Origin of the sequence: Bradyrhizobium sp. Ghvi (assembly GCF_900115265.1) — a bacterium.
GTDB lineage: Bacteria > Pseudomonadota > Alphaproteobacteria > Rhizobiales > Xanthobacteraceae > Bradyrhizobium.
Window position 1 is genome coordinate 603,577 of sequence record NZ_FOVU01000004.1, and the last position, 24,293, is coordinate 627,869.

Below are 24,293 nucleotides of genomic sequence, written 5' to 3' on the forward strand. Positions count from 1 at the left end.
GCTCGCATGTCAGCCGAGATGATCCTGCAATCGGGTACAGGCGGCTGGCACTTCAAACGGGTTCACTGGAGGCCGGCGGAACTGCTGGACCCGGTCGAGGTCGCCAGCGTGCGCAGGCCGATCTGGAACATGAACGCGTGGCTCAGCACGGGCGGCGTGGTGCCCGCAGAATAGCTATACGAAGTTACGTAGTTCGCCGCCAGCACGAAGCAATCGTCGACATAGCCGGCGCCGAGCACATATTGGTTGATCTTGTTGGCCTCGAGATCCCAGCGCGCCGAACCCGTTACCACCCAGTTGGTCGCGACCTTGATCGAGCCGGAGGTCAGGATGCCCTCGCGGCGGGTCAGATAGCCGAGTTCCGGCTGCGGCGCGTAATTGCCGTACATCATGCTGACAGACCAGCGATTGAAGTTGGCGCGGCCTTCGGCCTCGAAGCGCTGGACGTTCCAGGTCTGCTCGTCCATGCGGGACCGGACGCTGAACGTGTAGGTGCTGTTCGGCGAGTAGGCGGCGCTCGCGACATAGTCGGAGCGCGGCTTGTCGAGGCCCGAATCCAGGCCCGTGTTGATGGTATCCTGGACCGCGTAGGAGTTCATGCCGAACAGCTGGTAGGACTGCCCGAACAGCACTTTGACGGCGCCGCCCCTGTCGAACTGCGTGGTGGCCTGAACGCCGACATTGGCGCGGCCGCCGCCCTCGACGCGATCGTAGCCGGAGAACTTGTCGACGCTGAACAGGTTCGTCGTGTCGAACACCATGCTCTGCGCATCTTCGTTCGGAAGCCTGCCGGCATAGGTTTCGTTCGGGCGGATGATGACCTGCGCGATCGGCTCGATCGTGGTCGAGCCCCAGGGCTGAACGTTGATGAAGGGGTAGCGGTATTCGAGGCCGACGGTCGGCATCAGGCGGAACGCCTGGGTGTTGCCGACCGGCAGGTAGTTCGACACGCCCGGCTGGTTGGAGACGTCCGAGTTGATCGCGTCGGCGCGCAGGATCGCGAACGGCGTCCAGATCTCGCCGAAGGGATCGGTGTAGGACTTGCGCCACTGTGCTTCCGCCGTCAGGCGGGTGTAGGTGCCGGGGAAGCCGCGCAGCAGGCACTGCGAGGGCGTCCGCGCGAGCGGATCGGCCGAGGTCGTCGTGCACAGGCCGTTGGTGTTGGCGGTCGTCGTGATCGGGTCGAACGCAGCGTCGTTGCGCGTCAGGTTGACGAAGTTGGTCTTGTAGGAGACCTCGCCGCCGAAGATCGGATAGTTGAGCACATTCGAGTAGTCGATCACGGGATAGACGACCGGGACCTGCTGCTGGTTACCCGAGAAGCTCAGCCAGTACATCGTGCGCGCGTCGAAGAAGCTGCGATTGCCGACGCCGGTCAGATAGAGCTGCGACAACGCATCCGTCGGCAGATACAGGAACGAGCCCTGCGGATCGCGATACTGCGCCAACCGGTAGTCCGAAAAGAAATAGTAGTCGGACATCAGGACGCCGTCCCAACCCCAGACCCACTTGTCGTTCAGTGCAAACTGGCCCTTGGTCTCGACGGCGCCGCGGAACTGACGATCGCCGGGCTGGCCGGCGAGGGCGTTCCGGTCGAGCTGGTCGATGCCGTAGACGCGGACCTGGTAGGCGCCGTCCATCAGGCGCTGGCGGAATTCGGCCTGGAACAGCACGCCCTGCCTGGAGGTGATGCGCGGATTGAAGGTCGCGTCCATGTCAGGCGCGATCGCCCAATAGAACGGGACTTCGACGCCGTAGCCGAACGGCGTGTTCGAGGTGAAGCCCGGCATCAGGAAACCGGTCTTGCGCTTCACGGTCGGATCGGGCGTCGAGAAGTAGGGCATGTAGGCGATCGGCACGCCGAAGAATTCGAGCTGCGCCGTCTCGAAATACAGCATCTTCTCCTGCTGGTCGTGGATGATGCGGGCACCCTTGACCTGCCAGAGCGGGGGCTTCTTCGGATCGTCCTTACACGGCGCGCAGGCCGTGTAGACGCCGTTCTCGAACACCGTGTAGTTGCCGCTCGAGCGGTCGGCGCGGGTCGCGGCCATGCGGGTCTGGTCGGCGGTGTCCACGCGCAGCGAATCGACGAAGCCGTCGCGGTAGTCGTCGGAGAGATCCAGGATCTCGGCATAGGTGATCTTGCCTTCGGCATCCGTCATGCGGATGTTGCCTTCGGCATGCAGGCGCTTGGTCTTCTGGTCGTAGATCACCCGGTCGGCCTCGACGCTGGTGCCGTTGTAGAACAGCTGGACATTGCCGACCGCGGAGACGCGCGAATTGTTGTAGTCGTAATCGACCTCGGTCGCCTGCACGAGCATCTGCCCGTCATTGGCGGCCTTGGGCGGAACCGGGCGCGGCGGCCGCGGATTGTAGGTGAAGCTCTGGGCGGCGGCAGGCGTCACCGCGGCAAGATCCATCATGCCGGCGAGCGATACGGTCGCGACAAGCGCAAGCAGGACCTTGCGGACAGACAAGCCGCATCCGTTCGCGCGCACGCGGGTGCACGATGTCGATCCAGACACGGGTCCTCGATGGACGGCAGTCACTAACCGTCCTCCTGGTACAGCAAGGCCAAAAAGCCGGTGAGGCCGCCCACCACTACGGGCAACCACGCCGCAGCGATCGGATGCATCAACTCAGCCTTGCTCAAGTCTTCAGTCACTTTCGACAGCACGTAGAGCAGAAAGCCTGCGCCCACGCCACTCAAAACCATCTTCTGTACGCCACCCATCCGGAAGAAGCGCAGCGACACGGAAGCCGCGAGCATCACCATGGCGGCGAGCAAAAACGGCTGTGCCAGCAGCTTGTGATACTGGAGTCGATATCCCGCTGTCGCGAACCCCGAGCTCTCCGACGAGCGGATGTAGCTCGGTAGTTGCCAAAAGGACACAGTCTCGGGTGTGGAAAAGCTGTTGCGAACCTGCGCCTCGGTGAGCGTCGTCGGAATTTCCAGGCTGGCCTGATCGACCGGGGGCGCGTCGAGCGTGAAGCGGCGCACGCCCTTGAACAGCCAATGGCCGGACTCGAGCATTGCCTCGCGCGCCTCGATTCGCTCCTTGAAGTGCTGTTCTGTGTCAAACCGGAACAGGGTCAGGCCCGTCAGCCGGACGCCCTGCTGCTCGCTGCGTGCCGCGTTGATGATGGTCTGGCCGTCGCTGGTCACCTGGTTGAGCCAGAAGCCCGAGGCGTCCTGGATGCCGCCGCCGGGCGCCGAGCCGAACAGCTCGGCTTCCATGCGCTTGGAGAGCTCGCGCAGATTCGCCGACGTCGGATTGTAGGCGACGGTGGCGATCACCCCGATCAGCAGCGCGCTGCCGAGCGCCGGCGCGACAATTTGCCAGGCCGAGATGCCGGCGGCGCGCGCGACCACGAGCTCGAGTCGACGGGAGAGATCGAGATAGCAGATCATGGCGCCGATCAGCATGCAGAACGGCGTCAGCTTCTCCAGCAGCTGCGGCACCCGAAATAGCGAGGTCTCGGCCACCATGATCGCGGAGGCGGATGCGAGCCCCGAGGTCTTGCGCACCATCTCGATGTAGTCGACCAGCACCAGCAGCAGGAAAATGCTCGCGAACACGCCGAGTGCGGCGACCACGAAGCGGCCGGCAAAATAGCGCCCCAGTGTGTTGGTGAGCATGCTCATGCGGCGGCCGGCCGTCCGAACAGCCGCGCGATGCGCGCATTCGACCTGTTGATGGCCTCCATCAGGCCCGGCGGCGGCTCGACCACGATGCCGCCGATGATCATCCACAAGCCGACGCCGATCGCCCCAAGCACCATCGCGTACTGGACCCACACCGGACCCGGCGATTTCACGGCCATCACCGAGCAGGCAAATCCCGCCATGCGCAGGCCGAACACGGCGAGCACCGAGCCACCGATCGAGAAGTTGCGGCTCTGTCGCGTCGTGCGCGGCGCGCCGAGAAAAGCGAAGGTCAGCGCGGCAAAGGCGAAGGGATAAATCGGCGCCAGGAGGCTGTCATGCAGCGCCGAGCGGAACTGCCCGGGGATCTGCTTGTAGACCGGGTCGTCCTCGGACGGCGAGAGCAGCTCCCACAGATAGCGCTCGCGAATGCCGAGGGTGACATCGTGGCCCTGGTTGCCGAACTTCGACATGTCGAAGCCGTAGCGGCCGAATGCCACCAGCGCAGGGTCGCGCTTGCCGGCCTCGAAGCGCTGCAGATTGCCGTCTTTGAGCACCAGGAACGATCCATTCTCGTTCTTCACGACCTCGCCGTGCTCGGCGACGATCGAGACGCGCTCGTTCGGATCGCGGCGGTCGTCGATGAAAATGCCGGCGAGAATGCCGCCGGGCAGCCGTTCGCGGATCCGGATCGTCAGATTCTTGTCGAGCTGGGCGAAGCGGCCCGGCTGCAGGATATTGGTGAGCACGTCGGCGGTGATCTCGGCATCCCACTGCTTGATCCGTCGCATGCCGTCGGGCGCGAGATAGGCGGAGATGAAGGCGACCAGCAGCGCCACGACGCAGGTGGCGCAGAAGAACGGATAGAACAGCCGGAACGGCGAGAGGCCGGCGGCATTCATCACGATGATCTCGGAATCGGTCGCCAGCTTGTTCAGCGTGTGCGAGATCGCGATCATCAGCGCGATCGGCGAGATGATCAGCACCAGCGCCGGGATCACGAGGCTGGTAATGCCGAGGAAGGTCATGATGGTCTGACCCTGGCTCGTCATCAGGTCGATGCCGCGCAACGCCTGCGTAATCCAGATCACGCCGGTGAGGCTGACCAGGACGAGCGCAAACGACGCCAGCGTCGTGCGGAAAATATACCTGTCGATCGACCCCATGCGCTACCGCACGATTCCCACCAAGCCCCAGCGCACACCGGAATTCGGACTCTCCGACCAATCCCTGACAGGGATCCCCAAGGCCGGCCAACCGCCTCTTCCGGAGGCTTACTTTCTCACTAGCATCCCTTTGATCCGTCAACAAAATGGCTGACCCATGGCGCCCTCATCATATGGTTAATATTTCCCTCAATGTGGCGTCCCTGCCACGGGCGGTGCTTGGCTTTGACCGCGCCTCTGGCCCATAGTGGGGAAAGACGAGTGAATCGCCGTTCAACTCCGGCCCGCGGCCGTCCCGGTTGATCGGTAAAAAGCCCCATGTTTTTGAGGAGTTACCCATGTCCGATGCCATCAAGGTCGGCTTTGTCCCAATGGCGTCCGCCGCCCGTGGCATTCTGGTCGTGTTCTGTGATGAGGCTCTGAAGGTCGGCCCGGCGACGGCCAAGGCGCTCGGTGCCGCGAGCGAGCTCGTGAAGCGGGCGGCGGCTGCCGCCTCATTCAAAGGCAAAAGCGGCGCGGCCCTGGACATTTTGGCTCCCGAGGGCCTGAAGGCTGATCGCCTGATCGTGATCGGGACCGGCAAGGCCTCCGGCTTGAAGGGGAACGACTTCCTCAAATTCGGCGGCTTGGCCGCCAGCAAGCTCAAGGCCGGCTCTGCGGCCATGACCATCGTGGCGGAACTCGCCACCGGCGCCATGAGCAGCGAGCAGGCGGTCGCGATTGCCTCGGGCGTGCGCCTGCGCGCCTACAAGTTCGACCGCTACAAGACCAGGAAGAAGGACGGCGAGGAGGGCGCCTTGCGCGCCGATGTTTCGCTCGCCGTCGGCGATGCGGCCGCGGCGAAGAAGGCCTTTGCTTCGGCAGCAGCGGTCGTCGACGGTGTCATCATCGCGCGCGATCTCGTCAACGAGCCGCCGAACGTGCTGTACCCTGAGGAGTTCGCCCGCCGCGCCGGTCAGCTGCGCAAGCTCGGCGTCAGAATCGAGGTGCTCGACGTCAAGGCGATGCAGAAGCTCGGCATGGGCGCGCTGCTCGGTGTCGGCCAAGGCTCGGTGCGACCGAGCCGTACAGTGATCATGCGCTGGGACGGCGGCAGGAAGGGCGAGGCACCGGTCGCCTTCGTCGGCAAAGGGGTCTGTTTCGACACCGGCGGCATCTCGATCAAGCCGGCCGGCAGCATGGAGGACATGAAAGGCGACATGGGCGGCGCGGCCTGCGTCGTCGGCCTGATGCACGCGCTCGCGGCGCGCAAGGCCAAGGTCAACGTGGTCGGCGCCATCGGACTCGTCGAGAACATGCCCGACGGCAACGCGCAGCGGCCGGGCGACATCGTCACCTCGATGTCAGGCCAGACCATCGAGATCATCAACACCGACGCGGAGGGCCGCCTCGTGCTGGCCGACGTACTCTGGTACGTCGCCAAGAAGCTGAAGCCGAAATTCATGGTGGATCTGGCGACGTTGACCGGCGCGATCATGGTCGCGCTCGGCACCGAGCATGCCGGCATGTTCTCCAACAATGACGAACTCGCCGAACGCCTGCTGACGGCCGGCATCGAGGTCGGCGAGAAGGTCTGGCGCATGCCGCTCGGCCCCGAATACGACAAGCTGATCGATTCCCAGTTTGCCGACATGAAGAACACGGGCGGACGGCATGGCGGCTCGATCACCGCCGCGCAGTTCCTGCAGCGCTTCGTCGATGGCACGCCCTGGGCGCATCTCGACATCGCCGGCACCGCGATGGGCGCGCCGAAGACTGACATCAATCAGAGCTGGGGCTCCGGCTATGGCGTCCGTCTGCTCGATCGTCTGGTGGCAGATCATTACGAGCGCAAATGACGGAAGTGCTGTTTTACCATCTGCAAAACATGACGGTTGAGAACGTCTTGCCGCCGCTTCTCGAGAAATCGCTCGAGCGCGGCTGGTGCGTCGTGGTGCAGTCGACCTCGCCGGAGCGCGCCGATGCGCTCGACGCGCATTTGTGGACCTATCGCGACGATTCCTTCCTGCCGCATGCGACATGGCGGGTGAACGATGTGGCCGAGCAGCCCATCGTGCTGGCGATCGAGGCGGACAATCCGAACGGGGCCAACGTCCGTTTCCTCGTCGACAACGCCGCTTTGCCGGAGGACGCGGAAGCCTATGAGCGCATGGTGCTGCTGTTCAACGGCGACGATCCGGACGCGCTCGCGGCCGCCCGCAGCACCTGGACCGATTGCAAGACGCGCGGATTTGAGGTCACCTATTGGCAGGCCGACGAGCGGGGCCGGTGGCAGCGCCGGAATTAGCGACCATTCGCAATTAATGATAATTTGGACTTTCTCGGGCAGATTGGTTTCGGCCACCTTCGTGCCGCAAAGTGATGTTGGGACAATCGCTTAGGGCTGCTCCTTCATGCGGGGAATTTGGTTTATCGTGCGACATCAAAAGCTTCCAAAGTCGCTCATGGTTGCGTTGGCCGCTGTTGCGCCGCTGCTGGCGGGCTGCTCGGGCGCATCCGATATGCTCGCGTCGGCGAAAGACGCTGAATGGTTCAACAAGCCGAGCCGCCTGTTCATCAAGAACATCTCGATCGAGTCGCCGCCATTGACGCCGGACAAGCCGGTGGGACCTGAAGATCTCGTCAGCGCCGATGGTGCCTGTCCTGGCATGGCGCCGCCGCCTGGACCCGCCGACGCCAATGCCTCGACGACGGCGCCCGTCGGCGGCACGGTCGCGCTCGGTCATACCGAATGCGACGTGGTGCGCGGCATCGGCGCGCCCTCGAACGTCAACATCTCCAATGACGCCGCCGGCCGGCGCGTCGCGGTGGTGACCTGGACCACCGGACCGCGCGCGGGCATTTACACCTTCACCTCCGGACGGCTGTCGGCGATCGAAGGCAATCCCGAGCCGCCAGTCGTTGCGAAGCCGGTGAAGCCGAAGGCGAAGAAGAAGGCGGCGACGTAGGCGTTCCTCGCCCGCTACGCTACGTTCCGGATCGCTAATGCGACGATTCCGGAACGCTAGTCGAAAATCGCTGGGCCGAAGGTCACCACGTCCGTTCGATGACGCGGTAGGCGCTTCGCGCGAACCGCCCCTTGTCTAATCGGCTCCCGTCGAAACGGAACAGTCAGCTAGTTACGCAATGCACTGCTGACGGGCCCGGCCAATTGTTGCGCCAGCATGCGGTAGCCTTCCGGCGTGAGATGTTGCCCGTCGACTTGGTGCGGCTTGCCGCGCAACATCGTGTTTGGCAGCATGACGACCTTGACACCCATGGTCCTCAAGCGGCTTACGAGCTCAGTCGTGTAGTTGCGCGCGCCCTTTCTCAGGTCGTTCCCGCCGGGCTGGAGAATGACCACCCGCGTCCCCTTTGGCACTGCGCTATCGAGCCGGGCCATCATTCCTCCGGTGGTGTCGCCGCTGATGCCGGCATTGATGACGGTGACGTCAAGTCCTCTCGCGCGAAGGATGGCCTCGAGTTGGGCCGGGTACGCTTCGCTCGGCGAGACGCCCTTGCCGGCGGTGTTGCTGGCGCCAAGGGCGACGACGGTTGCGGCATGAGCGATGCCAACGGGCAAGAGCATCATGAGAGCCGCAATCGAAGCAAGCAGTCTGGCATTCACGCGCATCTTTTTCATATCCCCCTGAGGTGGTCATTTAAGCCGCAAGCACACTCTACCGCATCACCCAATTGGGCAAGCTTTAAGCAGCCTTGCGCCCTTTGATCGCAGTGGCGGAGGCATGAACCGTGATCGCTCCGGTCGCGCTTGCGGGCAGTCGCGCCTGAAGCCGTCGTTTCAGCTCTTCGCGCTGGGTGTCCGACAGCTTTGCAGACACGCCCGCCGGGCTGCTGACCACCATGGAGAGCCAGTAATCGTCGAAGTCGGCGAATGTCCGCTCGACGACCAGCTCGCGGGTTTCGATATCGCGCAGACCAAGCTCGGCCCAGAGCGCCTTGAGCATTTCGAAACGAGAGATGTCGGCGCTCAGCGGGCGCGCTGCGGGGATGCCAAGGGCATCCAGCTCTTCCCACAGCGGCTGCGTCGGCGTGCCGCCGCGCATAACATCCCAAGTATAGGATGCAACCATGCCGCCGGGTTTGGTGACGCGAACCATTTCCGAGGCGCCTTTGCGCGGGTCGGGGACGAAAAACAGCACCAAGGCCATCACTGCGACGTCGAAGCGGCCTGTGTCGTAGGGCAGGGACATCGCGTCGCCGATCGACAGTTCGACCTGCTTTGCCGCTAACTTTTGCCGCGCGGTCGCAATCTGGGCGTCGGATGGATCGATCGCGCAGACGGAGGAAGGGGCGGATTTCGCAAGAAGGAGCTCGGTGAACGCGCCATTGCCGGCACCGATATCCGCCCAGGCCAGTCCCGGACGCGGCGCCAGCCAGTCGAGGAAAAACGTGCCGGCTGATCGGCTCCACGGCGCCATGAAGCGCTCGTAAGCCGCGCCATCGGTGAATTTGATCGGTTCGGGTGACGACATCGCTCGATCTCCCTCAAAAATTTTCTCTATGAATATGCTTCTTTCGAAAATATCGCATGGACTTGCTAGCACGAAGGCGCACAGATTCCCGTGAACACTGCTCGTGGCCATACCGACAAAGCCCAAGGACATCGAGAGAGCGATCGAAGCCAATGCCGCGGTGATCGGATTCGCAGGCATTGCATTGGCGACCACAAATAGTCGACGCTGGCTCGCGCTTCCGGCGCTGGTGACTACCTTTCTATTTCAACACGCGATCCAAGGATGGTGCCCTCCGGTTCCGGTGTTGAGAAAGCTGGGCTTTCGCACCTTGTACGAAATCGAAGAAGAGCGCCGAGCATTGATGGCGCTGAGAGGTGACTTTGGGCCCGCAGCCGAAGGCGCGGACGCGGCCTTTCGCGCTTCCAGCGGCGCCACAAATGCGCCTATGCCGGCCGTTTAGTCCTGCGGCTCAGCCAATGCAGGAGCACCAGCCGTTAGTCCGCGTCAGGCCTGACGACCGCCTTTCACTATGTGCTGCCAGAACGCCTCTGCGGCCTTCGCAAGGCGAAGCTTCGGCCGGAACACGTGGATTTCGATTGGCACGTACCATTCCTCGCCGCCCGCTGCGACGATCTCGCCGGAGGCGAGCTGATCGGTGATCAGGCTTTCCGGCAGCCACGCCATGCCGCGACCGGCCTGGACCATCGTTACCAGCAGCTTGGCGAGATGCGAGGTGAATGTCGTGCGCAAATGCACGTCCCGAGGCGAGGTCGCGCGCACAGCTTCCAGGATGCGGCCCATGCCCGACTCCGGACGAAAGCTCAGGAACGGGACGGGAGCATTGTCCGTCCCCGGAAGCCGGAAGCGGGGCCTGCGGCTGCGATTTGAAACCGGCACCGATGCGGGAATGAGCCTGTCGTCGCCGACATGCAGCGAGCGAAAATGCGACGGGGCCAGCGTCGTCGTTGCCGACGGATGGTAATGACAGAGCAGGAAGTGCGCATCGCCCGCGAGCAGAATGCGTTCGCAGGCCTCCATGTGATTTGCCACGAGCTGCACGTTCGGAACGAATGACAGCTCGGTCTCGATGCCGCGCAGCCAATCGGGAAAGAAGGTTAGCGACAAAGCGTTGGTCGATGCGAATTTCAGCACGTCGGATGCGCCGCGCGCCCGCTCCTGGGCGTCGAGCCGGCCGGCGGCCAGCCGGCGCAGCACGTCTTCGGCCGTTTCGCGAAAGCCTTCGCCAGCCGGCGTCAGATTGACGCTGTGCGTGGTGCGATCCAGCAGCGGCGCGCCCGTCCAGACCTCGAGGGCCTGGATCCTGCGGCTCAGCGCGGGCTGCGAGCAATTGCGCTGCTCTGCTGCGCGCGAGAAGCTGCGCGTGGTCGCCACCGCGATGAAATCGTGCAGCCAGTTGATCTCCATTGTACGGCCTCCTGACAGGATAAACCATGCTTATGCACGATTTGCATAACGATATCAGAACACGACATTGGATTTCCAGTGCCGCGGGCGGCACCGTGCAGCGAGATTTTTCCGGAGGAAGCGCAAATGGCCGCGCGCACGCTGTACGACAAGCTGGTGGATGCCCATGTCGTCCGCAATCTCGATGACAGCGGTCTCGTGCTGCTCTATGTCGATCGCACCGTCCTGAACGAATACACCAGCCCGCAAGCCTTTGCCGGCCTGCGCGCGGCAGGACGCAAGGTCTGGAATCCCAGGGCGGCACTCATGGTGGTTGACCACGTCAACCCCACGGCGGCGCGGCGCGTCCGCGCGATGCCCGATGATGCATCGACGCGGCAGGTCGACTACTTCGCCGAGAACGCGAGGGAATTCGGCATCGAATATTTCGACATTCTCGATCCCCGCCAGGGCATCGAGCACGTCGTTGCCCCCGAGCAGGGGCTCGTCATGCCGGGCATGGTGATCGCAGCCGGCGACAGCCACAGCACGGCCTATGGGGCGTTCGGTGCCCTCGGCTACGGCATTGGAACGTCCGACATCGAGCACTATCTCGCAACCTCGACGGTGCGCTATCGCCGCCTCAAGACGATGCGCATCCACCTGTCCGGAACGGCGGCGCCGTTCGGCGTGACGCCGAAGGACATCGTCATGGAGGTGATCCGGCGGATCGGGGCCGACGGCGCGACAGGCTATGCCGTGGAATTCAGCGGTCCCGTCGTCTCCGACATGAGCGTCGAGGGCCGGATCGTGATGTCGATCATGATTGTCGAGGCGGGCGCGCGCGGTGTGGTGATCGCGCCGGATCAGAAGGTGCTGGACTATCTGAAAGGACGTCCGCGCTCCCCCAAGGGGGAAATGTGGGAGCGCGCCGCAGCGAGCTGGCTCACACTGTCTTCCGATCCCGCTGCCAAATTCGACCGCGAAGTGACGCTCGACATCTCCGAGGTTGCGCCGCTGGTGACCTGGGGCACCAGCCCCGATCAGGCGATCGCGGTGACCGACAATGTGCCCGATCCTGTGCAACAGGCAGCGCCCGATCGCAGGGCCGCGGCCATGCGCGCGCTGAGCTACATGGGCCTGACACCGGGGACGTCCATTCAATCCGTTCCGATCGACTTCGCTTTCATCGGGTCCTGTACCAACGCGCGGATCGAAGACTTGCGCGATGCGGCCGAGATCTTTCGCGGCCGCCGCGTCGCGGCAGGCGTGCGGGCGATCGTGGTGCCGGGTTCGACGCAGGTCAGGGCCCAGGCAGAGGCGGAAGGCCTTGCCAAGGTGTTCACCGACGCCGGGGTCGAATGGCGGCAATCCGGCTGCTCGATGTGCCTTGCGATGAACGACGACGTGTTGAAGCCGGGAGAGCGGTGCGCGTCCTCGACCAACCGCAACTTCGAGGGGCGCCAGGGACCGGGCGCCCGGACGCATCTGATGAGCCCGGCGATGGTGGCCGCCGCGGCCGTCACCGGCCGCATCACCGACGTACGCTCGCTGCTGGGAGGATCACGCCAATGATGCCGTTCGATCAAGTCGCGGGGATTGCCGCACCGATGATGGCGCCGAACGTCGACACCGACGTGATCATGCCAAAAATGTTTCTTAAGGGGGTCGACCGCAGCGGCCTGGGCGAGGGCGCTTTCAACCTGCTGCGCTTCAGTGGCGGCAAGGCCAATCCGGATTTCATCCTGAACCAGGACGGCTATCGCGACGCCTGCTTTCTGGTCGTCGGCCCGAATTTCGGCTGCGGCTCGAGCCGCGAGCATGCGGTGTGGGGACTCCAGCAGCTCGGTATTCGCGCGCTGATCGGCACCAGTTTTGCCGGCATCTTCGACGACAATTGCGCCAATAACGGCCTCCTGACGATCTCGCTCGATCCCGAGAGGGTGACGGCGCTCGCCTCGGTCATCGCCGATCGCACCCGCAATGACGTTGCCGTGGACCTTGCGGCCCAGACGATCCGCTTTGATTGCGGCCGCCGGAGGATGCCGTTCGAGATCGAGCCGGCGAGGAAGGAAGCCTTTCTGACCGGCCGCGATTTCATCGCGTCCACACTGATTCACGCCGACGACATCCGCGCGTTCGAGGCGCGCCATCGCGCGGCCAGCCCCTGGATGTTCTGAACTCCGGATCGAACATTTCGACGCGTGCCGGACCGCGTCACCAACGAAAAATGACAAACAGTGGAGGGACTCTTGGCTGATACGACATACCGAGCTTCGGTTGCGCCACCGGCTGCTTCGTCACAGATCAGAACGCCGGCAACACGCGCCGCCCTCAGGATCGGTCCGTTGCCGATCGGCGTCTACATTGCCGCTGCGGTAGTCTGTGCGGCTGCCGTGTATTCCGGCAAACTGCCCAATGACGTGATCGGCGGTCTGTCGCTCCTGATGCTGCTCGGCTTCCTGCTTGGCAAGCTCGGCCAGACCATTCCGGTGCTGAAGCAGATCGGCGGCACTGCGATTCTCTGTCTGTTCGTTCCGGCGGCAATCGTGAGCTACGGCTTGATGCCCGAGGCGGCGCTGAAAGCGATCGCCACGACCTTCCGCACAGCCAATTTCCAATATTTCTTCATCGCCTGTCTCGTCGCAGGCTCGATCCTCGGCATGCCCTATCGTGTGCTGGTCCAGGGCTTCATCCGCATGTTCGTTCCGCTTCTGATCGGGACGCTCGCGGCCGTATCGGCCGGTATCGCCATCGCTATGCTGTTCGGCCATAGCCCCAAGGAGGCGTTCTTCTTCATCATCATCCCGATCATCGGCGGCGGCCTCGCAGAGGGCGTGCTGCCGCTTTCCATCGCCTATTCGGAGATATTGCAGCGGCCGCAGGGCGACCTCGTTGCGCAGATGGTACCGGCGGCGCTGCTCGGCAACGTGGTCGCGATCGTTTGTGCGGGCCTGCTCGCGCGCCTCGGCGAGAAGCGTCGGGATCTGAGCGGTCAGGGCATGCTGGTCAGAACCGGCGATGACGACATTCTTGGCGAGGCGCGATCCGACCAGCCGATCGACCTCGGATTGCTTGGCGCAGGAATCGTGCTGTCCTGCGTGCTGTTCGTGCTCGGCATGACCCTGGCGCCATTCACGGGAATTCCAGGTCCGATCATGATGATCATCGCGGCGGTCGCCCTCAAGCTGACGAAGATGCTGCCGGTCGAGATGGAGCTCGGCGCTTATCAGATCAACAAGTTCATGTCGACGAACCTGACGTTTGCCATCCTGGTTGCGATGGGCACGTTATTGGTCAAATGGGAGCAGCTCGCGGCATCCTTCAACCCGGGCTACATCGCGATCTGCACCGCGACGGTGCTGGCCATGATCGCGTCAGGCTTCTATGTCGGCAAGTGGCTCAACATGTATCCGGTCGAGGCGGCAATCGTGACCGCCTGCCACTCGGGTCTCGGCGGCACCGGCGACGTCGCCATTCTCGGGGCGGCCGATCGCATGGGCCTGATGGCGTTTGCCCAGATCGCAACGCGCGTCGGCGGCGCGATCATGATCGTGATCGCGGCGCTGTTGATGAAGTCGTTGTCTTGATCCGCACGGATCGACTCCGCGCCAGACGAATATTCCAGGGAGGTTTCAATGCTCGAAAATGAACAAGATCTGCCGAGCCCTTCGACGCCGGGCCTGACACGCCGCCGTCTGGTGTCACTGGCGCTGACAACGGGAGCCATCGGTCCAGTCATCGCGGCGCAAGGCGCCTTTGCACAACAGGAGAATAATACGGTGAATACCAGTGCGCTTCAGAAGCTGCTGCCGGGATTTCGACAGAGGCGCGTCAAGACCAGTGGTGCCGAGATCAACGCGCTCGTGAAAGGCGAGGGACCGCCGCTGCTCTTGCTGCACGGCCATCCGCAGACACTCGCATGCTGGCACAAGGTCGCGCCCAGGCTGGCGGAGCGCTTTACCGTGGTGCTGACCGATCTGCGCGGCTATGGCGATTCGAGCAAGCCGGATGGCGGCAAGGACAGCATTGCCTATTCCAAGCGCGAGATGGCGCGGGACCAGGTCGAAGTGATGCGCGCGCTCGGTTTCGACCATTTTCACGCTGTTGGCCATGATCGCGGCGGGCGCGTTCTGCATCGTTTGCTGCTTGACCATCCGCAGGCCGTCTCCAGGGCGGTCATGCTCGACATCGCACCGACGGCGACGATGTATGCGACGACGAACAAGGAATTCGCCACGCGCTACATGTGGTGGTTCTTCCTCATCCAGCCGGCGCCGCTTCCTGAGACCCTGATCGGCAACAATCTCGAATTCTATCTTCAGACCCACATCAACAAGCAGAACAAGACGCCGGGAGCCATCGATCCGGACGCGCTCGAGGAGTACCGCCGGTGCTACACCCGCGAAACTCTGCACGCCGTGTGCGAGGATTATCGTGCCGCTGCCGGAATTGACCTGATCCACGACGAGGCGGATTCGGAGAAGAGGATCGGTTGCCCGCTGCTCGTACTTTGGGGCGAAAAGGGCGTGGTCGGGTCCACCTATGACGTGCTCGATACCTGGCGCGCCAAAGCAAACAACGTGCAAGGCGGAAGCCTGCCCTGCGGACACTACCTGCCGGAGGAAGCGCCGGAGCTTCTGCTGCAGAAGCTCGACGCCTTTTTCACGTGATGTGTGGGAGCGCGTCGGCAGAGCCGGCCGCTCCGCAAAAGGCATTCAGATCAATGCTTAAGAGTGCGGTGTCATAACACCGGTACTGTGCATGGGGTTGTTTTGCGGATTTTGATGCGGTTACCCCGCCGCCTCGTCGAACTGCGCGCTCGCCTCGAGCCATTGCTCCTCCGCGCGCGCCAGCGCATCCGCCGCATTGGCGCGCGCCTTCGACAATTGCGCGGCCTGCTTGGGATCGCGCGTGAAGATGTCGGGCAAGGCGAGGGCGGTGTCGATCTTGGCGATGATCTCGGTGACCCGTGCGATCTCGCTCTCGGCTTCCGCGATGCGCTTCTTCAGTGAGCCCCGATTGTCCGACCTCGGGCGCTGCTGTTTCTCGCCTGGCACGCTGCGCTCGCGCGGAGCGGGTTCGGCATTGCGCGAAGACAGCACCATGCGGCGGTAGTCGTCGAGGTCGCCGTCGTAATTGGTGACGGTGCGGTCGGCGACGATCCAGAGCCGGTCGGCGCAGGCCTCGATCAGATAGCGGTCGTGCGAGACCATGATGACAGCGCCGGGAAACTCGTTGATCGCTTCGGCAAGCGCTGCGCGGCTGTCGATATCGAGATGGTTGGTCGGCTCGTCCAGGATGATCATGTTGGGTCCGAAGAAGGTGGCGAGCCCCAGCAGCAGCCGAGCCTTCTCGCCGCCCGAGAGCTTGCCGGCCTTGGTATCGGCCGCCTTGCCGGAGAAGCCGATCGCGCCGGCGCGGGCCCGCACTTTTGCTTCGGGCGCATCGCCCATCAGCTTGCGGACATGATCGTAGGTGGAGGCGTCCTCGTTCAGCTCGACGAGCTGATGCTGGGCGAAATAGGCGATCGACAGCTTGTCGGCGCGCGTCACTTTGCCCGAGAACGGCGCGAGGCGTCCGGCGAGGAGCTTGACCAGCGTCGACTTGCCGTTGCCGTTGGCGCCGAGCAGCGCGATGCGGTCGTCATTGTCGATGCGCAAGGTAATGCGCGTGAGCACCGGCGCTGCCGGATCGTAGCCGACTGAGGCGTTGTCGACCGCGATGATCGGCGGCGACAGTAGTTTTTCAGGCGCCGGAAAGGTGATCTCGCGCACGTCCTCGGTCACCAGCGCCGTGATCGGCTTCAACCGCTCCAGCATCTTGACGCGAGACTGCGCTTGGCGCGCTTTCGAGGCCTTGGCCTTGAAGCGGTCGACGAAGGCCTGCAGGCGGGCGCGCTCGGCTTCCTGGCGCTTGACGGCTTTGGCGTCGAGCAGCTCGCGCGCGGCGCGCTGCTCCTCGAACGAGGAATAGGTGCCCTTGTAGAGCGTGAGCTTGCCGCGCTCCAGATGCAGGATCTGGTCGACCGAGCTCTCCAGCAGGTCGCGGTCGTGGCTGATCACGATCACGGTGCGTGGATAATGCGCGAGGTGATCCTCGAGCCACAGCGTGCCTTCGAGGTCGAGGTAGTTGGTGGGCTCGTCGAGCAGCAGCAGGTCGGGCGCCGCGAACAGGGTCGCTGCCAGCGCGACGCGCATGCGCCAGCCGCCGGAGAATTCGGCGCAGGGACGCATCTGGTCGGCTGCGGAAAAGCCCAGGCCGGACAGGATCGCGGCGGCACGGCTCGGGGCCGAATGCGCGTCGATGTCGACCAGCCGGGTCTGGATCTCGGCAATCCGGTGCGGATCGGTGGCGGTCTCGGCTTCAGCGAGCAGCGCGTCGCGCTCGAGATCGGCCTTGAGCACAACGGAGATCAGGCTTTCCGGGCCATCAGGGGCTTCCTGCGCCAGGCTGCCGACCCGCCAGCGCGGCGGCAGCGTCACCGAGCCGTGCTCCGCCGCGAGCTCGCCGCGGATCACCTTGAACAGCGTCGATTTGCCGGTGCCGTTGCGCCCGACCATGCCGACGCGCGAGCCGGGCGTGATCTGCACGGAGCTACTGTCGATCAGGAGGCGTCCGGCAAGGCGAACGGAGAGGTCGGTGATGGTGAGCATGCGGCCTTGTCACCGCAAGCCGCGGTGAACGCAACCCGTTTTTCTGTCATCAATAAACTAGTGCGTATCGCGCTCGCGCTTCTGCAACTCGTTCAAGAGCTGCTCGAGATGCGTCGGCAGGCGCGGTTCGGGACGGAGACTCTGCTGCAGCCGCTCGCCTACGGCATCGCAAATCGAGCGGCTGGTGCGCCGGTCGATCTGTTCGCTGTCATTGGCAGAAAAACCAGCCATTGCAGGGTTCCGTGTTTTCAAAATAACGACACGTTACCAAGTCATAGGCCCCCGAAATGGTTTCGCCGGCCGTGGAAATGCCCGGCATTCTAGTAAAAATTGTATGAATCCGTCGTCTCTGTCCAAATACAAGGCCCCGGCGGGGGGATCGCCGGGGCCTCTCTTGGAAGGTGCCGCAGGGGGGAACGGCACCTCAGGAAGTTCTTTGGGGGCTCAATAGCAGCGATTGACCAGCCGCCAGCGGGGTCCCCAGGGGGTCGGGACCAGCCGGCGCACATAGCAGCCGCCGTAACCGTAAGCGACGGGCGCAGCATAGAAGCGCGGTCCGCCCCAGCCGTAGCCGTAACCGTGGTGCCAGCCACCCCAACCACCGTGCCAGCCCCAGCCGCCATGCCAGTGAGCGGAGGCGGAGGTAGGAGCCAGCGCGGCACCCAGAGCGACCGCGGCGACTGCAGCGAGCGAAAGTTTCCTCAACATGGTGATCTCCTCAAGACTGCCGGCGCGGGGCTATCGCGCCGATGGAAAGGCCGCCGAAACGGTCCGCCTCGCCAGGAGGCTTTGGTTTCGATGGGCCTGACGCTACGCCAGCGAGGCTGAACCAAACCCTGACAGGGCCTTCAGATTGGGTTCATCTGGGTGAAATCGTTGTAATCCATGTTGGAATTCGGACAGCCATTCGGGCCTTGGCCTGCGGCGAAGCGCCCGTGAAGCCCGTTCCGGCGATCGCTTGCCGGATCGCGAAGGCGCCGATATAAGCCCCGCAACTCCGAACCACCGTTTTTCTCTTTCAAGGACAAGATCATGGCCATCGAACGCACTTTCTCGATCATCAAGCCCGACGCGACCGCGCGCAATCTGACCGGCGCCGTGAACGCCGTGATCGAGAAGGCGGGCCTGCGCATCGTCGCGCAGAAGCGCATCCGCATGACCAAGGAACAGGCCGAGACCTTCTACGCCGTCCACAAGGCGCGTCCCTTCTTCGGCGAGCTCGTCGAGTTCATGACGTCGGGCCCGGTCGTGGTCCAGGTGCTGGAAGGCGAGAACGCCGTCGCCAAATATCGCGACGTCATGGGTGCCACCGATCCGTCCAAGGCGGCTGATGGCACCATCCGCAAGCTCTACGCCAAGTCGATCGGCGAGAACTCCGCGCACGGCTCGGACGCTCCTGAGACCGCTGCGATCGAGATCGCGCAGTTCTTCTCGGGCAACGAGATCGTCGGCTGATCCAACCCGTGAATTAAGTCGACGGGGCGAAAGGACTTGTTGTGAACTGGCTCTGGCAGATCTTCGATCCCGCCACGATCGGAGCATTCTTCACCCAGTTCCGCAATGAGATGGCCGAACCGACCTTCTGGATTGCGGTCGGCAAGATCATCTGGATCAACGTCCTTTTGTCCGGCGACAACGCGCTGGTGATCGCGCTCGCCTGCCGCGGCCTGAAGCCGCGGCACCGGCTGTGGGGCATGGTGCTCGGTGCGGGCGCCGCCGTGCTGCTGCGGATCGTCTTCACCGGCATCGTCGCGAGCCTGATGGGGCTGCCGTACCTCAAGCTGATCGGCGGCCTCGCGCTGATCGTGATCGCGGCAAAGCTGTTGGTGCCGGAAAACGAGGATGAGGATGACGTCGAGTCGGCCTCGCATCTGTGGCAGGCGGTGCAGATCGTCGTCATTGCCGACATCATTATGAGCCTCGACAACGTCATTGCGGTAGCAGCCGCCGCCAATGGCAGCGTGCCGCTTCTGGTGCTCGGCCTCGCCATCAGCGTGCCGCTGATCGTCGCCGGTGCGGCGCTGATCATGGCTCTGCTTTCCAAGCTGCCGATCCTGGTTTGGGCCGGTGCGGCGCTGCTCGGCTGGATCGCGGGCGAGGTGATCGCGACCGATCCCGGCATCGCACCGAAGCTGCATTCCCTGTCGGAGGGGCCGTTCGGCGCTTCAGTGGACAAGATGCTCGGTAGCCTGCACATCCCGGCGCAATTCGCTCATGGCGGCGGTGGCGCCGAATATTTCTGCGCCGCGCTCGGCGTCATCGTCGTGCTGTCTGTCGGCTCGATCTGGCGCCGGCGCAGGCTGAGCGCGGCTGCACTCGAGGCCTCCGAACAGCACGCCAAGGCGTCGGCTGAAAGCTGATTGTTCAGTCGATGATGCCGAACTCCGTCACGGGCGTCGCCCAATAAACGAGCCTGGTTCCCGCAAACGAAGCCCTGAGCCGGTCGAGCAGGCGCGTCGAATGATCCCGCAACATTATCACCTGCACCATGGCTTGATCGGCGTGGCCCTGGACGCGTTCGGCCGCCGTGTGCAGTCTGACTTCGCCGCCGTGGCCGGCCGCGTGCGAGGCCGTGAAGCCCGAGACAAGGTCGCTCTGTTCGGCGAGATAGTCGAACACCTCTTCACGAAGCCGATGCGGCACGATCAGCGTGAGGCAGACCTTTTGGTCGGTCATTTGGCTACCTTCGACGTGCCGCCGTAGCGGCGGTACAGGATCGGCAGAAGGATCAGCGTCAGCACCGTCGAGGACAACAGCCCTCCGATCACGACGACGGCAAGCGGTCGCTGGACCTCAGATCCCGGACCCGAGGCAAACAGCAGCGGGATCAAGCCAAGCGCCGTGATGCTCGCGGTCATCAGCACCGGCCGCAGCCTGCGCATGGCGCCTTCGACCACGATCCGATGCTCGCTCAGACCGTGGGCGCGCAGTTGATTGAAGTAGGAGACCAGAACGACGCCGTTGAGGACGGCAATCCCGAGCAGCGCGATGAATCCGACCGACGCCGGCACTGAAAGGTATTCGCCGGCGACGACCAGCGCGAAAACGCCGCCGATCAGGGCAAAGGGAATGTTCACGAGCACGAGCAAGGCCTGGCGGATCGCGCCGAACGTGGTGAAGAGCAGGACGAAGATCAGTCCGATCGCCACGGGGACGACCACCGACAGGCGGGCAGACGCACGCTGCTGGTTCTCGAACTGTCCGCCCCAGGTCAGCCGATAACCGTCCGGCAGCTGCAGTTCCGCCGCAACCTTCTGACGGGCCGCTTCGACGAAGCCCACCATGTCACGGCCTCGGACATTGGCCCGAACCACGCTCATGCGAGCGCCATCTTCGCGGTCGATCTTGACCGGGCCGTCCACGCGCTGAATGCGGGCAACCTGCGACAGCGCGACGTGCTGTCCGGATGCGAGCATCAGCGGAAGGCTCGCGAGCAGCGTCGGCGCTTCCCTGGTCGTCTCGCTGCCACGGACGAGAATCGGTGTGCGGCGTCCTTCCTCGAGCGCGGTTCCGATCGTTCGCCCCTCGATTTGGGTACGCAGCGAATTGGCGATGGCGTCCACCGTCAGGCCGAGACGTCCGGCCTCCATTCGATTGACGGACACCGTATAGTACTGCGCGCCCTCGTTGAGCGTGGTGTAGACGTCCTCGGCGCCGTCGATGCTGGACAGCATGGTCGACAGCTTTGCCGCGGTTTCGTTCAGCTTGCCGATATCGGGGCCGAAGATCTTGACCGCGACGTCGCCACGCACGCCGCTGATCATCTCCTGGACGCGCATATCGATGGGTTGGGTGAAGCTGAGCGAGATGCCGGGAAAGCCGGAGAGAACCTCACGCAAATTCTGCAGCAGGGCCTCTCGATCGTGGGTCTGTCTCTCGGCAGCCGGCTTCAGCACGAGGAACGTGTCGGTCTGATTGGGGCCCATGGGGTCGAGGCCGAGCTCGTCGGATCCGGTCCGCGCGACAATGCCGGCAATGTCAGGCACTGCGAGGAGCGCGGCCTGCAGCCTTCGGTTCATGGCAAGCGATTCGTCGAGATTGACGGAGGGAAGGGTCTCAACGCTGACGATGACATCGCCTTCGTCCATCGTCGGCATGAAGGTCTTGCCGAGCTTTGCATAGGCAAAGCCTGCAGCGAGCAGGGCGACCAGCGCCGCAGTCATCACCTTGCGCTCGTTGCTCAAGGCCCAGTCCAGCGCCGGCGCATAGACGCGCTGGGTCGCACGAATGATCAGGGGATCGCGATGTGAGGCCGATTTGAGCAGGAAGGACGTCGCGACCGGAATCACCGTGAGCGCAAGCAGCAGCGAGCCGGCGAGCGCGAAAATGATCGCCAGCGCGACGGGGATGAAGAGCTTCCCCTCGAGGCCCTGGAGCGTCAGCAGAGGAACGAACACGATGATGATGATGAGAACGCCCGAGGCGACCGGCTCCAGGACTTCGCAGACCGAGCGGTAGACCAGGTGGATCAGCGGCGCCATCTTGCCGGGTTCGTGCTTGCCGAGATTGCCGACGATGTTCTCGACCACGACAACAAGCGCGTCGATCAACATGCCGATCGCGATCGCAAGTCCGCCAAGACTCATCAGGTTGGCGGACATTCCCACCAGCCGCATGACGATCAGCGCAATGACGATGGCGAGCGGCAGGCTGAGAGCGATCACCAGGGAGGCCCGCCAGTTGCCGAGGAAAAGCAGCAAGAGGACAATGACGAGGACGGTGGCCTCGCCGAGCGCGCGCACGACGGTTCCGACGGCGCGATCGACCAGGCGACTGCGGTCATAGAACACGTTGATCGAGACGCTCTTCGGCAGCGGGGGTTGCAGCTCCGCAAGGCGAGCCCGCACGTCGCGGACGAGCTGGCCCGCGTTGGCGCCGCGCAAACCGAGTACGAGCCCCTCGACGGTTTCGCCGCGTCCATTCGACGTGACCGCACCATAACGTGTCAGCGTCCCGGCTTTGACGCTCGCGACGTCGTTGACGAGGATCGGCACCCCCTGGCGCGTGTCCACGACGATGGCCTTGATATCCTCGATCGAGCGGATGCTGCCTTCGATCCGCACCAGGGCACTGTCCTCGCCCTGGTTCACCCGCCCGGCGCCATCGTTGCGGCTGTTCGCTTCGATCGCCCGGCGAAACAGGTCGTAGGAAATGCCACGGGCGGCCAGCGCGTCGTTGCGCGGAACGATCTCGAAGGCGCGCACGTAACCGCCCAGCGCGTTGACGTCCGCGACGCCGGGGACTGTACGCAGGGCTGGTCGGATCACCCAGTCGAGCAGGGTGCGGCGCTCGGCGAGCGAAAGCTCGTCGCTGTCGATCGTGAACATGAACATTTCGCCGAGGGGGCTAGTGATCGGGGCAAGGCCGCCGCTCACGCCGTCAGGAAAATCGCGCGAGATGTTCGACAGCCGCTCCGAAACCTGGTTGCGCGCCCAATAGATATCGGTGCCGTCTTCGAAATCGACGGTGATATCGGCCAGTGCATATTTCGTGGTCGAACGCAGGATCTTCTTGTTCGGCAATCCGAGCAGCTCGAGCTCGACGGGCACCGTGATGCGCTGCTCGACCTCTTCGGGGGTGAGGCCCGGCGCCTTCATAATGATCTTGACCTGGACCGGCGAAACGTCGGGGAACGCATCGATCGGCAGGCTGGGCAACAGGACGGCACCGGCGCCGATCAACAGCAATACGCTCAGCAAAACGAACAGTCGCTGCGAAAGCGCGAATGCGACCAAGCGCCGGAGCATTATTATTGCCCCAATCCCGAGATAATGCCGCGGAGCGCCGAGATGCCGCCGATCGCGATCTCGTCGCGCTCGGTGATCGGGCCGGATATCACGACATGGTCCTGGTCTTCGGCAAGGAGCGTGACCGGAACGAGCCGGAAGCCGCCATCGAAAGCGACGAAGACCGAGGTCTGCTCACCTCGCCGGACGAGACCGGCATAAGGAATCTCCCAGGCGCTTTCGCCGGCGGAGAGGAAGCCGATGCGAGCCGCGGCCGTCTGGCCGGGATGCAGCTCGCCGTCATTGGGGACTTCCGCGCGGATCAGGATGGTCTGGGTGGCGGGATCAATCGTCTCGGACACCAGAACGACCTTTCCGGGAGTGGAATAGCCCTCGATCTCGACCTTCGCGCCGGCGCGGATCGCTCGAATGCTGGCCGCAGGAACCGCAATTTCCGCCCAAAGCGGCGAGAGCCGCGCCAGCTTGACCATTGGCGCGGATTGTTCGAGCCGCTGCCCCGGCGACACCACGAGATCGACCACGGATGCGGTCTGCGGCGCGTTGACCGTCAGCGTGGCGCTGATCGCGGTTTCCTCGACCAGCCGCGAAATTGCCTCGTCGGACATCCCGCTCAGGCGCAGCATCTGCCGGCGTTCAGCGACGACGAGCGTGGCCTGGCGGGCCTCGGCCTGGCTCGCCTCGAGCACGCGTTGCGGCAGGGCCTTGCCTTCGAACAGATCCATGTTGCGTTTGAGTTGCTGGGTTGCCAGCAGCTCCTGCGCTGTCGCGTGCAGGTAGTCGCGCTGCTGGGAGACGAAGCTTGGGCTTTCCAGGATGACCAACGGCTGGCCGGCCGAGATGCGATCTCCGCGGCCGACGGGAAGGCTGGCGACCATGCCGGCCACCGGTGCGCTGACGACCCACAATTGCGGCGTGGGGATCACGATCTGGACGGGGTAGGGCAGCGTCAGATCGGTCCTGCTCGCGATCGGATGAGCGACGCGCACGCCAAGATTTCGCGCCTGCGGCTCGCTCAGCTTGACCTCGTCCTGCGCTCCAAAGACCGGCAGCGAAAAGCCGAAAGCGAGCGCGAACAGGACGCAGACAACCACTTTCCGAGCACTGATCGGGAGGCGAAGCTCATGTTGCATGGTAGAGGTGGTCCGAAACAACGTGGCGGCACGTTAATCCGGCACGGCGCGTTCGAGTTGATCTGCATCAACCGGCGTCGGTCTGCG

The 24,293-nt window shown here is 63.9% G+C and carries 22 protein-coding genes and 1 pseudogene; 10 read left to right on the top strand and 13 right to left on the bottom strand.

Annotation, left to right across the window (positions count from 1 at the left end; all coding sequences use genetic code 11):
* Positions 1–62 precede the first annotated feature (62 nt).
* The 3 genes from BM374_RS18430 to lptF are packed head-to-tail and all read right to left on the bottom strand — an operon-like array spanning position 63 to position 4,812.
* The gene (locus BM374_RS18430) at positions 63–2,549 is read right to left on the bottom strand and encodes an LPS-assembly protein LptD (protein WP_177248385.1); all 2,487 of its coding nucleotides are present in this window, start codon (positions 2,547–2,549) and stop codon (positions 63–65) included.
* The gene (gene lptG, locus BM374_RS18435; protein WP_092294575.1) at positions 2,549–3,646 is read right to left on the bottom strand and encodes an LPS export ABC transporter permease LptG; all 1,098 of its coding nucleotides are present in this window, start codon (positions 3,644–3,646) and stop codon (positions 2,549–2,551) included. The genes BM374_RS18430 and lptG overlap by 1 nt, the downstream gene beginning before the upstream one ends.
* A complete protein-coding gene (gene lptF / locus BM374_RS18440; protein WP_092294577.1) occupies positions 3,643–4,812 on the bottom strand; it encodes an LPS export ABC transporter permease LptF in 1,170 nt (389 codons plus the stop codon). Before lptF ends, lptG begins: the two co-directional genes overlap by 4 nt.
* Before the next feature lie 338 nt (positions 4,813–5,150).
* Here lptF and BM374_RS18445 point away from each other — a divergent pair, with 338 nt between their 5' ends.
* The 3 genes from BM374_RS18445 (at position 5,151) to BM374_RS18455 (ending at position 7,760) form a co-directional block, all read left to right on the top strand.
* Positions 5,151–6,650, top strand: a complete 1,500-nt coding sequence (locus BM374_RS18445) for a leucyl aminopeptidase (protein WP_092294579.1) — start codon at positions 5,151–5,153, stop codon at positions 6,648–6,650.
* Positions 6,647–7,099, top strand: coding sequence for a DNA polymerase III subunit chi (locus tag BM374_RS18450; protein WP_092294582.1), 453 nt, complete (start codon positions 6,647–6,649; stop codon positions 7,097–7,099). The genes BM374_RS18445 and BM374_RS18450 overlap by 4 nt, the downstream gene beginning before the upstream one ends.
* A gap of 166 nt (positions 7,100–7,265) precedes the next feature.
* A complete protein-coding gene (locus BM374_RS18455; RefSeq protein ID WP_177248407.1) occupies positions 7,266–7,760 on the top strand; it encodes a hypothetical protein in 495 nt (164 codons plus the stop codon).
* Between the two features lie 167 nt (positions 7,761–7,927).
* Here the strand turns inward: BM374_RS18455 and BM374_RS18460 are convergent, their stop codons facing one another.
* Together BM374_RS18460 and BM374_RS18465 are read right to left on the bottom strand one after the other, a co-directional pair.
* Positions 7,928–8,383 carry a GDSL-type esterase/lipase family protein gene (locus BM374_RS18460; RefSeq protein WP_092295025.1) on the bottom strand — a complete coding sequence of 152 codons (456 nt, stop codon included), beginning with the start codon at positions 8,381–8,383 and terminating at the stop codon, positions 7,928–7,930.
* A gap of 115 nt (positions 8,384–8,498) precedes the next feature.
* Positions 8,499–9,482, bottom strand: a complete 984-nt coding sequence (locus BM374_RS18465; RefSeq protein WP_244552624.1) for a class I SAM-dependent methyltransferase — start codon at positions 9,480–9,482, stop codon at positions 8,499–8,501.
* On the opposite strand from BM374_RS18465, the pseudogene BM374_RS39430 reads away from it, so the two are divergent.
* A pseudogene (locus BM374_RS39430) lies at positions 9,415–9,729 on the top strand (hypothetical protein); the annotation flags it as partial. The gene BM374_RS18465 and the pseudogene BM374_RS39430 sit on opposite strands and share 68 nt — an antisense overlap.
* Before the next feature lie 44 nt (positions 9,730–9,773).
* Here BM374_RS39430 and BM374_RS18475 read toward each other — a convergent pair.
* Positions 9,774–10,694, bottom strand: a complete 921-nt coding sequence (locus BM374_RS18475) for a LysR family transcriptional regulator (protein WP_092294586.1) — start codon at positions 10,692–10,694, stop codon at positions 9,774–9,776.
* 126 nt (positions 10,695–10,820) lie between these two features.
* On the opposite strand from BM374_RS18475, the gene leuC reads away from it, so the two are divergent.
* The 4 genes from leuC to BM374_RS18495 all read left to right on the top strand — a co-directional run bounded on the left by leuC (position 10,821) and on the right by BM374_RS18495 (position 15,346).
* The gene (leuC, locus tag BM374_RS18480; RefSeq protein ID WP_092294588.1) at positions 10,821–12,248 is read left to right on the top strand and encodes a 3-isopropylmalate dehydratase large subunit; all 1,428 of its coding nucleotides are present in this window, start codon (positions 10,821–10,823) and stop codon (positions 12,246–12,248) included.
* Entirely contained in the window at positions 12,245–12,853 is a 609-nt protein-coding gene (gene leuD / locus BM374_RS18485) for a 3-isopropylmalate dehydratase small subunit (protein ID WP_092294590.1), read from the top strand. Before leuC ends, leuD begins: the two co-directional genes overlap by 4 nt.
* Positions 12,854–12,925: 72 nt before the next feature.
* A complete protein-coding gene (locus BM374_RS18490) occupies positions 12,926–14,263 on the top strand; it encodes a 2-hydroxycarboxylate transporter family protein (protein WP_244552625.1) in 1,338 nt (445 codons plus the stop codon).
* A 48-nt stretch (positions 14,264–14,311) separates the two neighbouring features.
* Positions 14,312–15,346 carry an alpha/beta fold hydrolase gene (locus BM374_RS18495; protein WP_092294592.1) on the top strand — a complete coding sequence of 345 codons (1,035 nt, stop codon included), beginning with the start codon at positions 14,312–14,314 and terminating at the stop codon, positions 15,344–15,346.
* 120 nt (positions 15,347–15,466) lie between these two features.
* Here BM374_RS18495 and BM374_RS18500 read toward each other — a convergent pair whose 3' ends face one another.
* From BM374_RS18500 to BM374_RS18510, 4 genes are all read right to left on the bottom strand, one after another.
* Positions 15,467–17,329, bottom strand: coding sequence for an ABC-F family ATP-binding cassette domain-containing protein (locus BM374_RS18500; RefSeq protein ID WP_092294594.1), 1,863 nt, complete (start codon positions 17,327–17,329; stop codon positions 15,467–15,469).
* Positions 17,330–17,386: 57 nt separating this feature from the next.
* The gene (locus tag BM374_RS38645; protein ID WP_177248386.1) at positions 17,387–17,560 is read right to left on the bottom strand and encodes a hypothetical protein; all 174 of its coding nucleotides are present in this window, start codon (positions 17,558–17,560) and stop codon (positions 17,387–17,389) included.
* A gap of 213 nt (positions 17,561–17,773) precedes the next feature.
* Positions 17,774–18,037 (bottom strand): sulfur globule protein precursor, encoded by a 264-nt coding sequence (locus BM374_RS18505; RefSeq protein ID WP_092294597.1) that lies wholly within the window; start codon positions 18,035–18,037, stop codon positions 17,774–17,776.
* Between the two features lie 140 nt (positions 18,038–18,177).
* On the bottom strand, positions 18,178–18,369 hold the full coding sequence (locus tag BM374_RS18510; RefSeq protein WP_143270214.1) for a hypothetical protein: 192 nt from the start codon (positions 18,367–18,369) through the stop codon (positions 18,178–18,180).
* On the opposite strand from BM374_RS18510, the gene ndk reads away from it, so the two are divergent.
* A complete protein-coding gene (gene ndk, locus BM374_RS18515; protein WP_092294601.1) occupies positions 18,362–18,784 on the top strand; it encodes a nucleoside-diphosphate kinase in 423 nt (140 codons plus the stop codon). The two genes, BM374_RS18510 and ndk, sit on opposite strands and share 8 nt — an antisense overlap.
* Positions 18,785–18,825: 41 nt before the next feature.
* A complete protein-coding gene (locus tag BM374_RS18520) occupies positions 18,826–19,689 on the top strand; it encodes a TerC family protein (protein WP_092294603.1) in 864 nt (287 codons plus the stop codon).
* A gap of 4 nt (positions 19,690–19,693) precedes the next feature.
* On the opposite strand, the gene BM374_RS18525 is transcribed toward BM374_RS18520, so the two are convergent.
* From BM374_RS18525 to BM374_RS18535, 3 genes are read right to left on the bottom strand one after another with little or no spacing between them, the layout of a single operon-like run.
* Positions 19,694–20,005, bottom strand: a complete 312-nt coding sequence (locus BM374_RS18525; RefSeq protein WP_092294605.1) for a DUF3240 family protein — start codon at positions 20,003–20,005, stop codon at positions 19,694–19,696.
* Positions 20,002–23,076 carry an efflux RND transporter permease subunit gene (locus BM374_RS18530; RefSeq protein WP_092294608.1) on the bottom strand — a complete coding sequence of 1,025 codons (3,075 nt, stop codon included), beginning with the start codon at positions 23,074–23,076 and terminating at the stop codon, positions 20,002–20,004. Before BM374_RS18530 ends, BM374_RS18525 begins: the two co-directional genes overlap by 4 nt.
* Before the next feature lie 2 nt (positions 23,077–23,078).
* Positions 23,079–24,206: an efflux RND transporter periplasmic adaptor subunit gene (locus BM374_RS18535; protein WP_092294611.1), complete on the bottom strand. Its 1,128-nt coding sequence runs from the start codon at positions 24,204–24,206 to the stop codon at positions 23,079–23,081.
* Between the last annotated feature and the right edge of the window lie 87 nt (positions 24,207–24,293).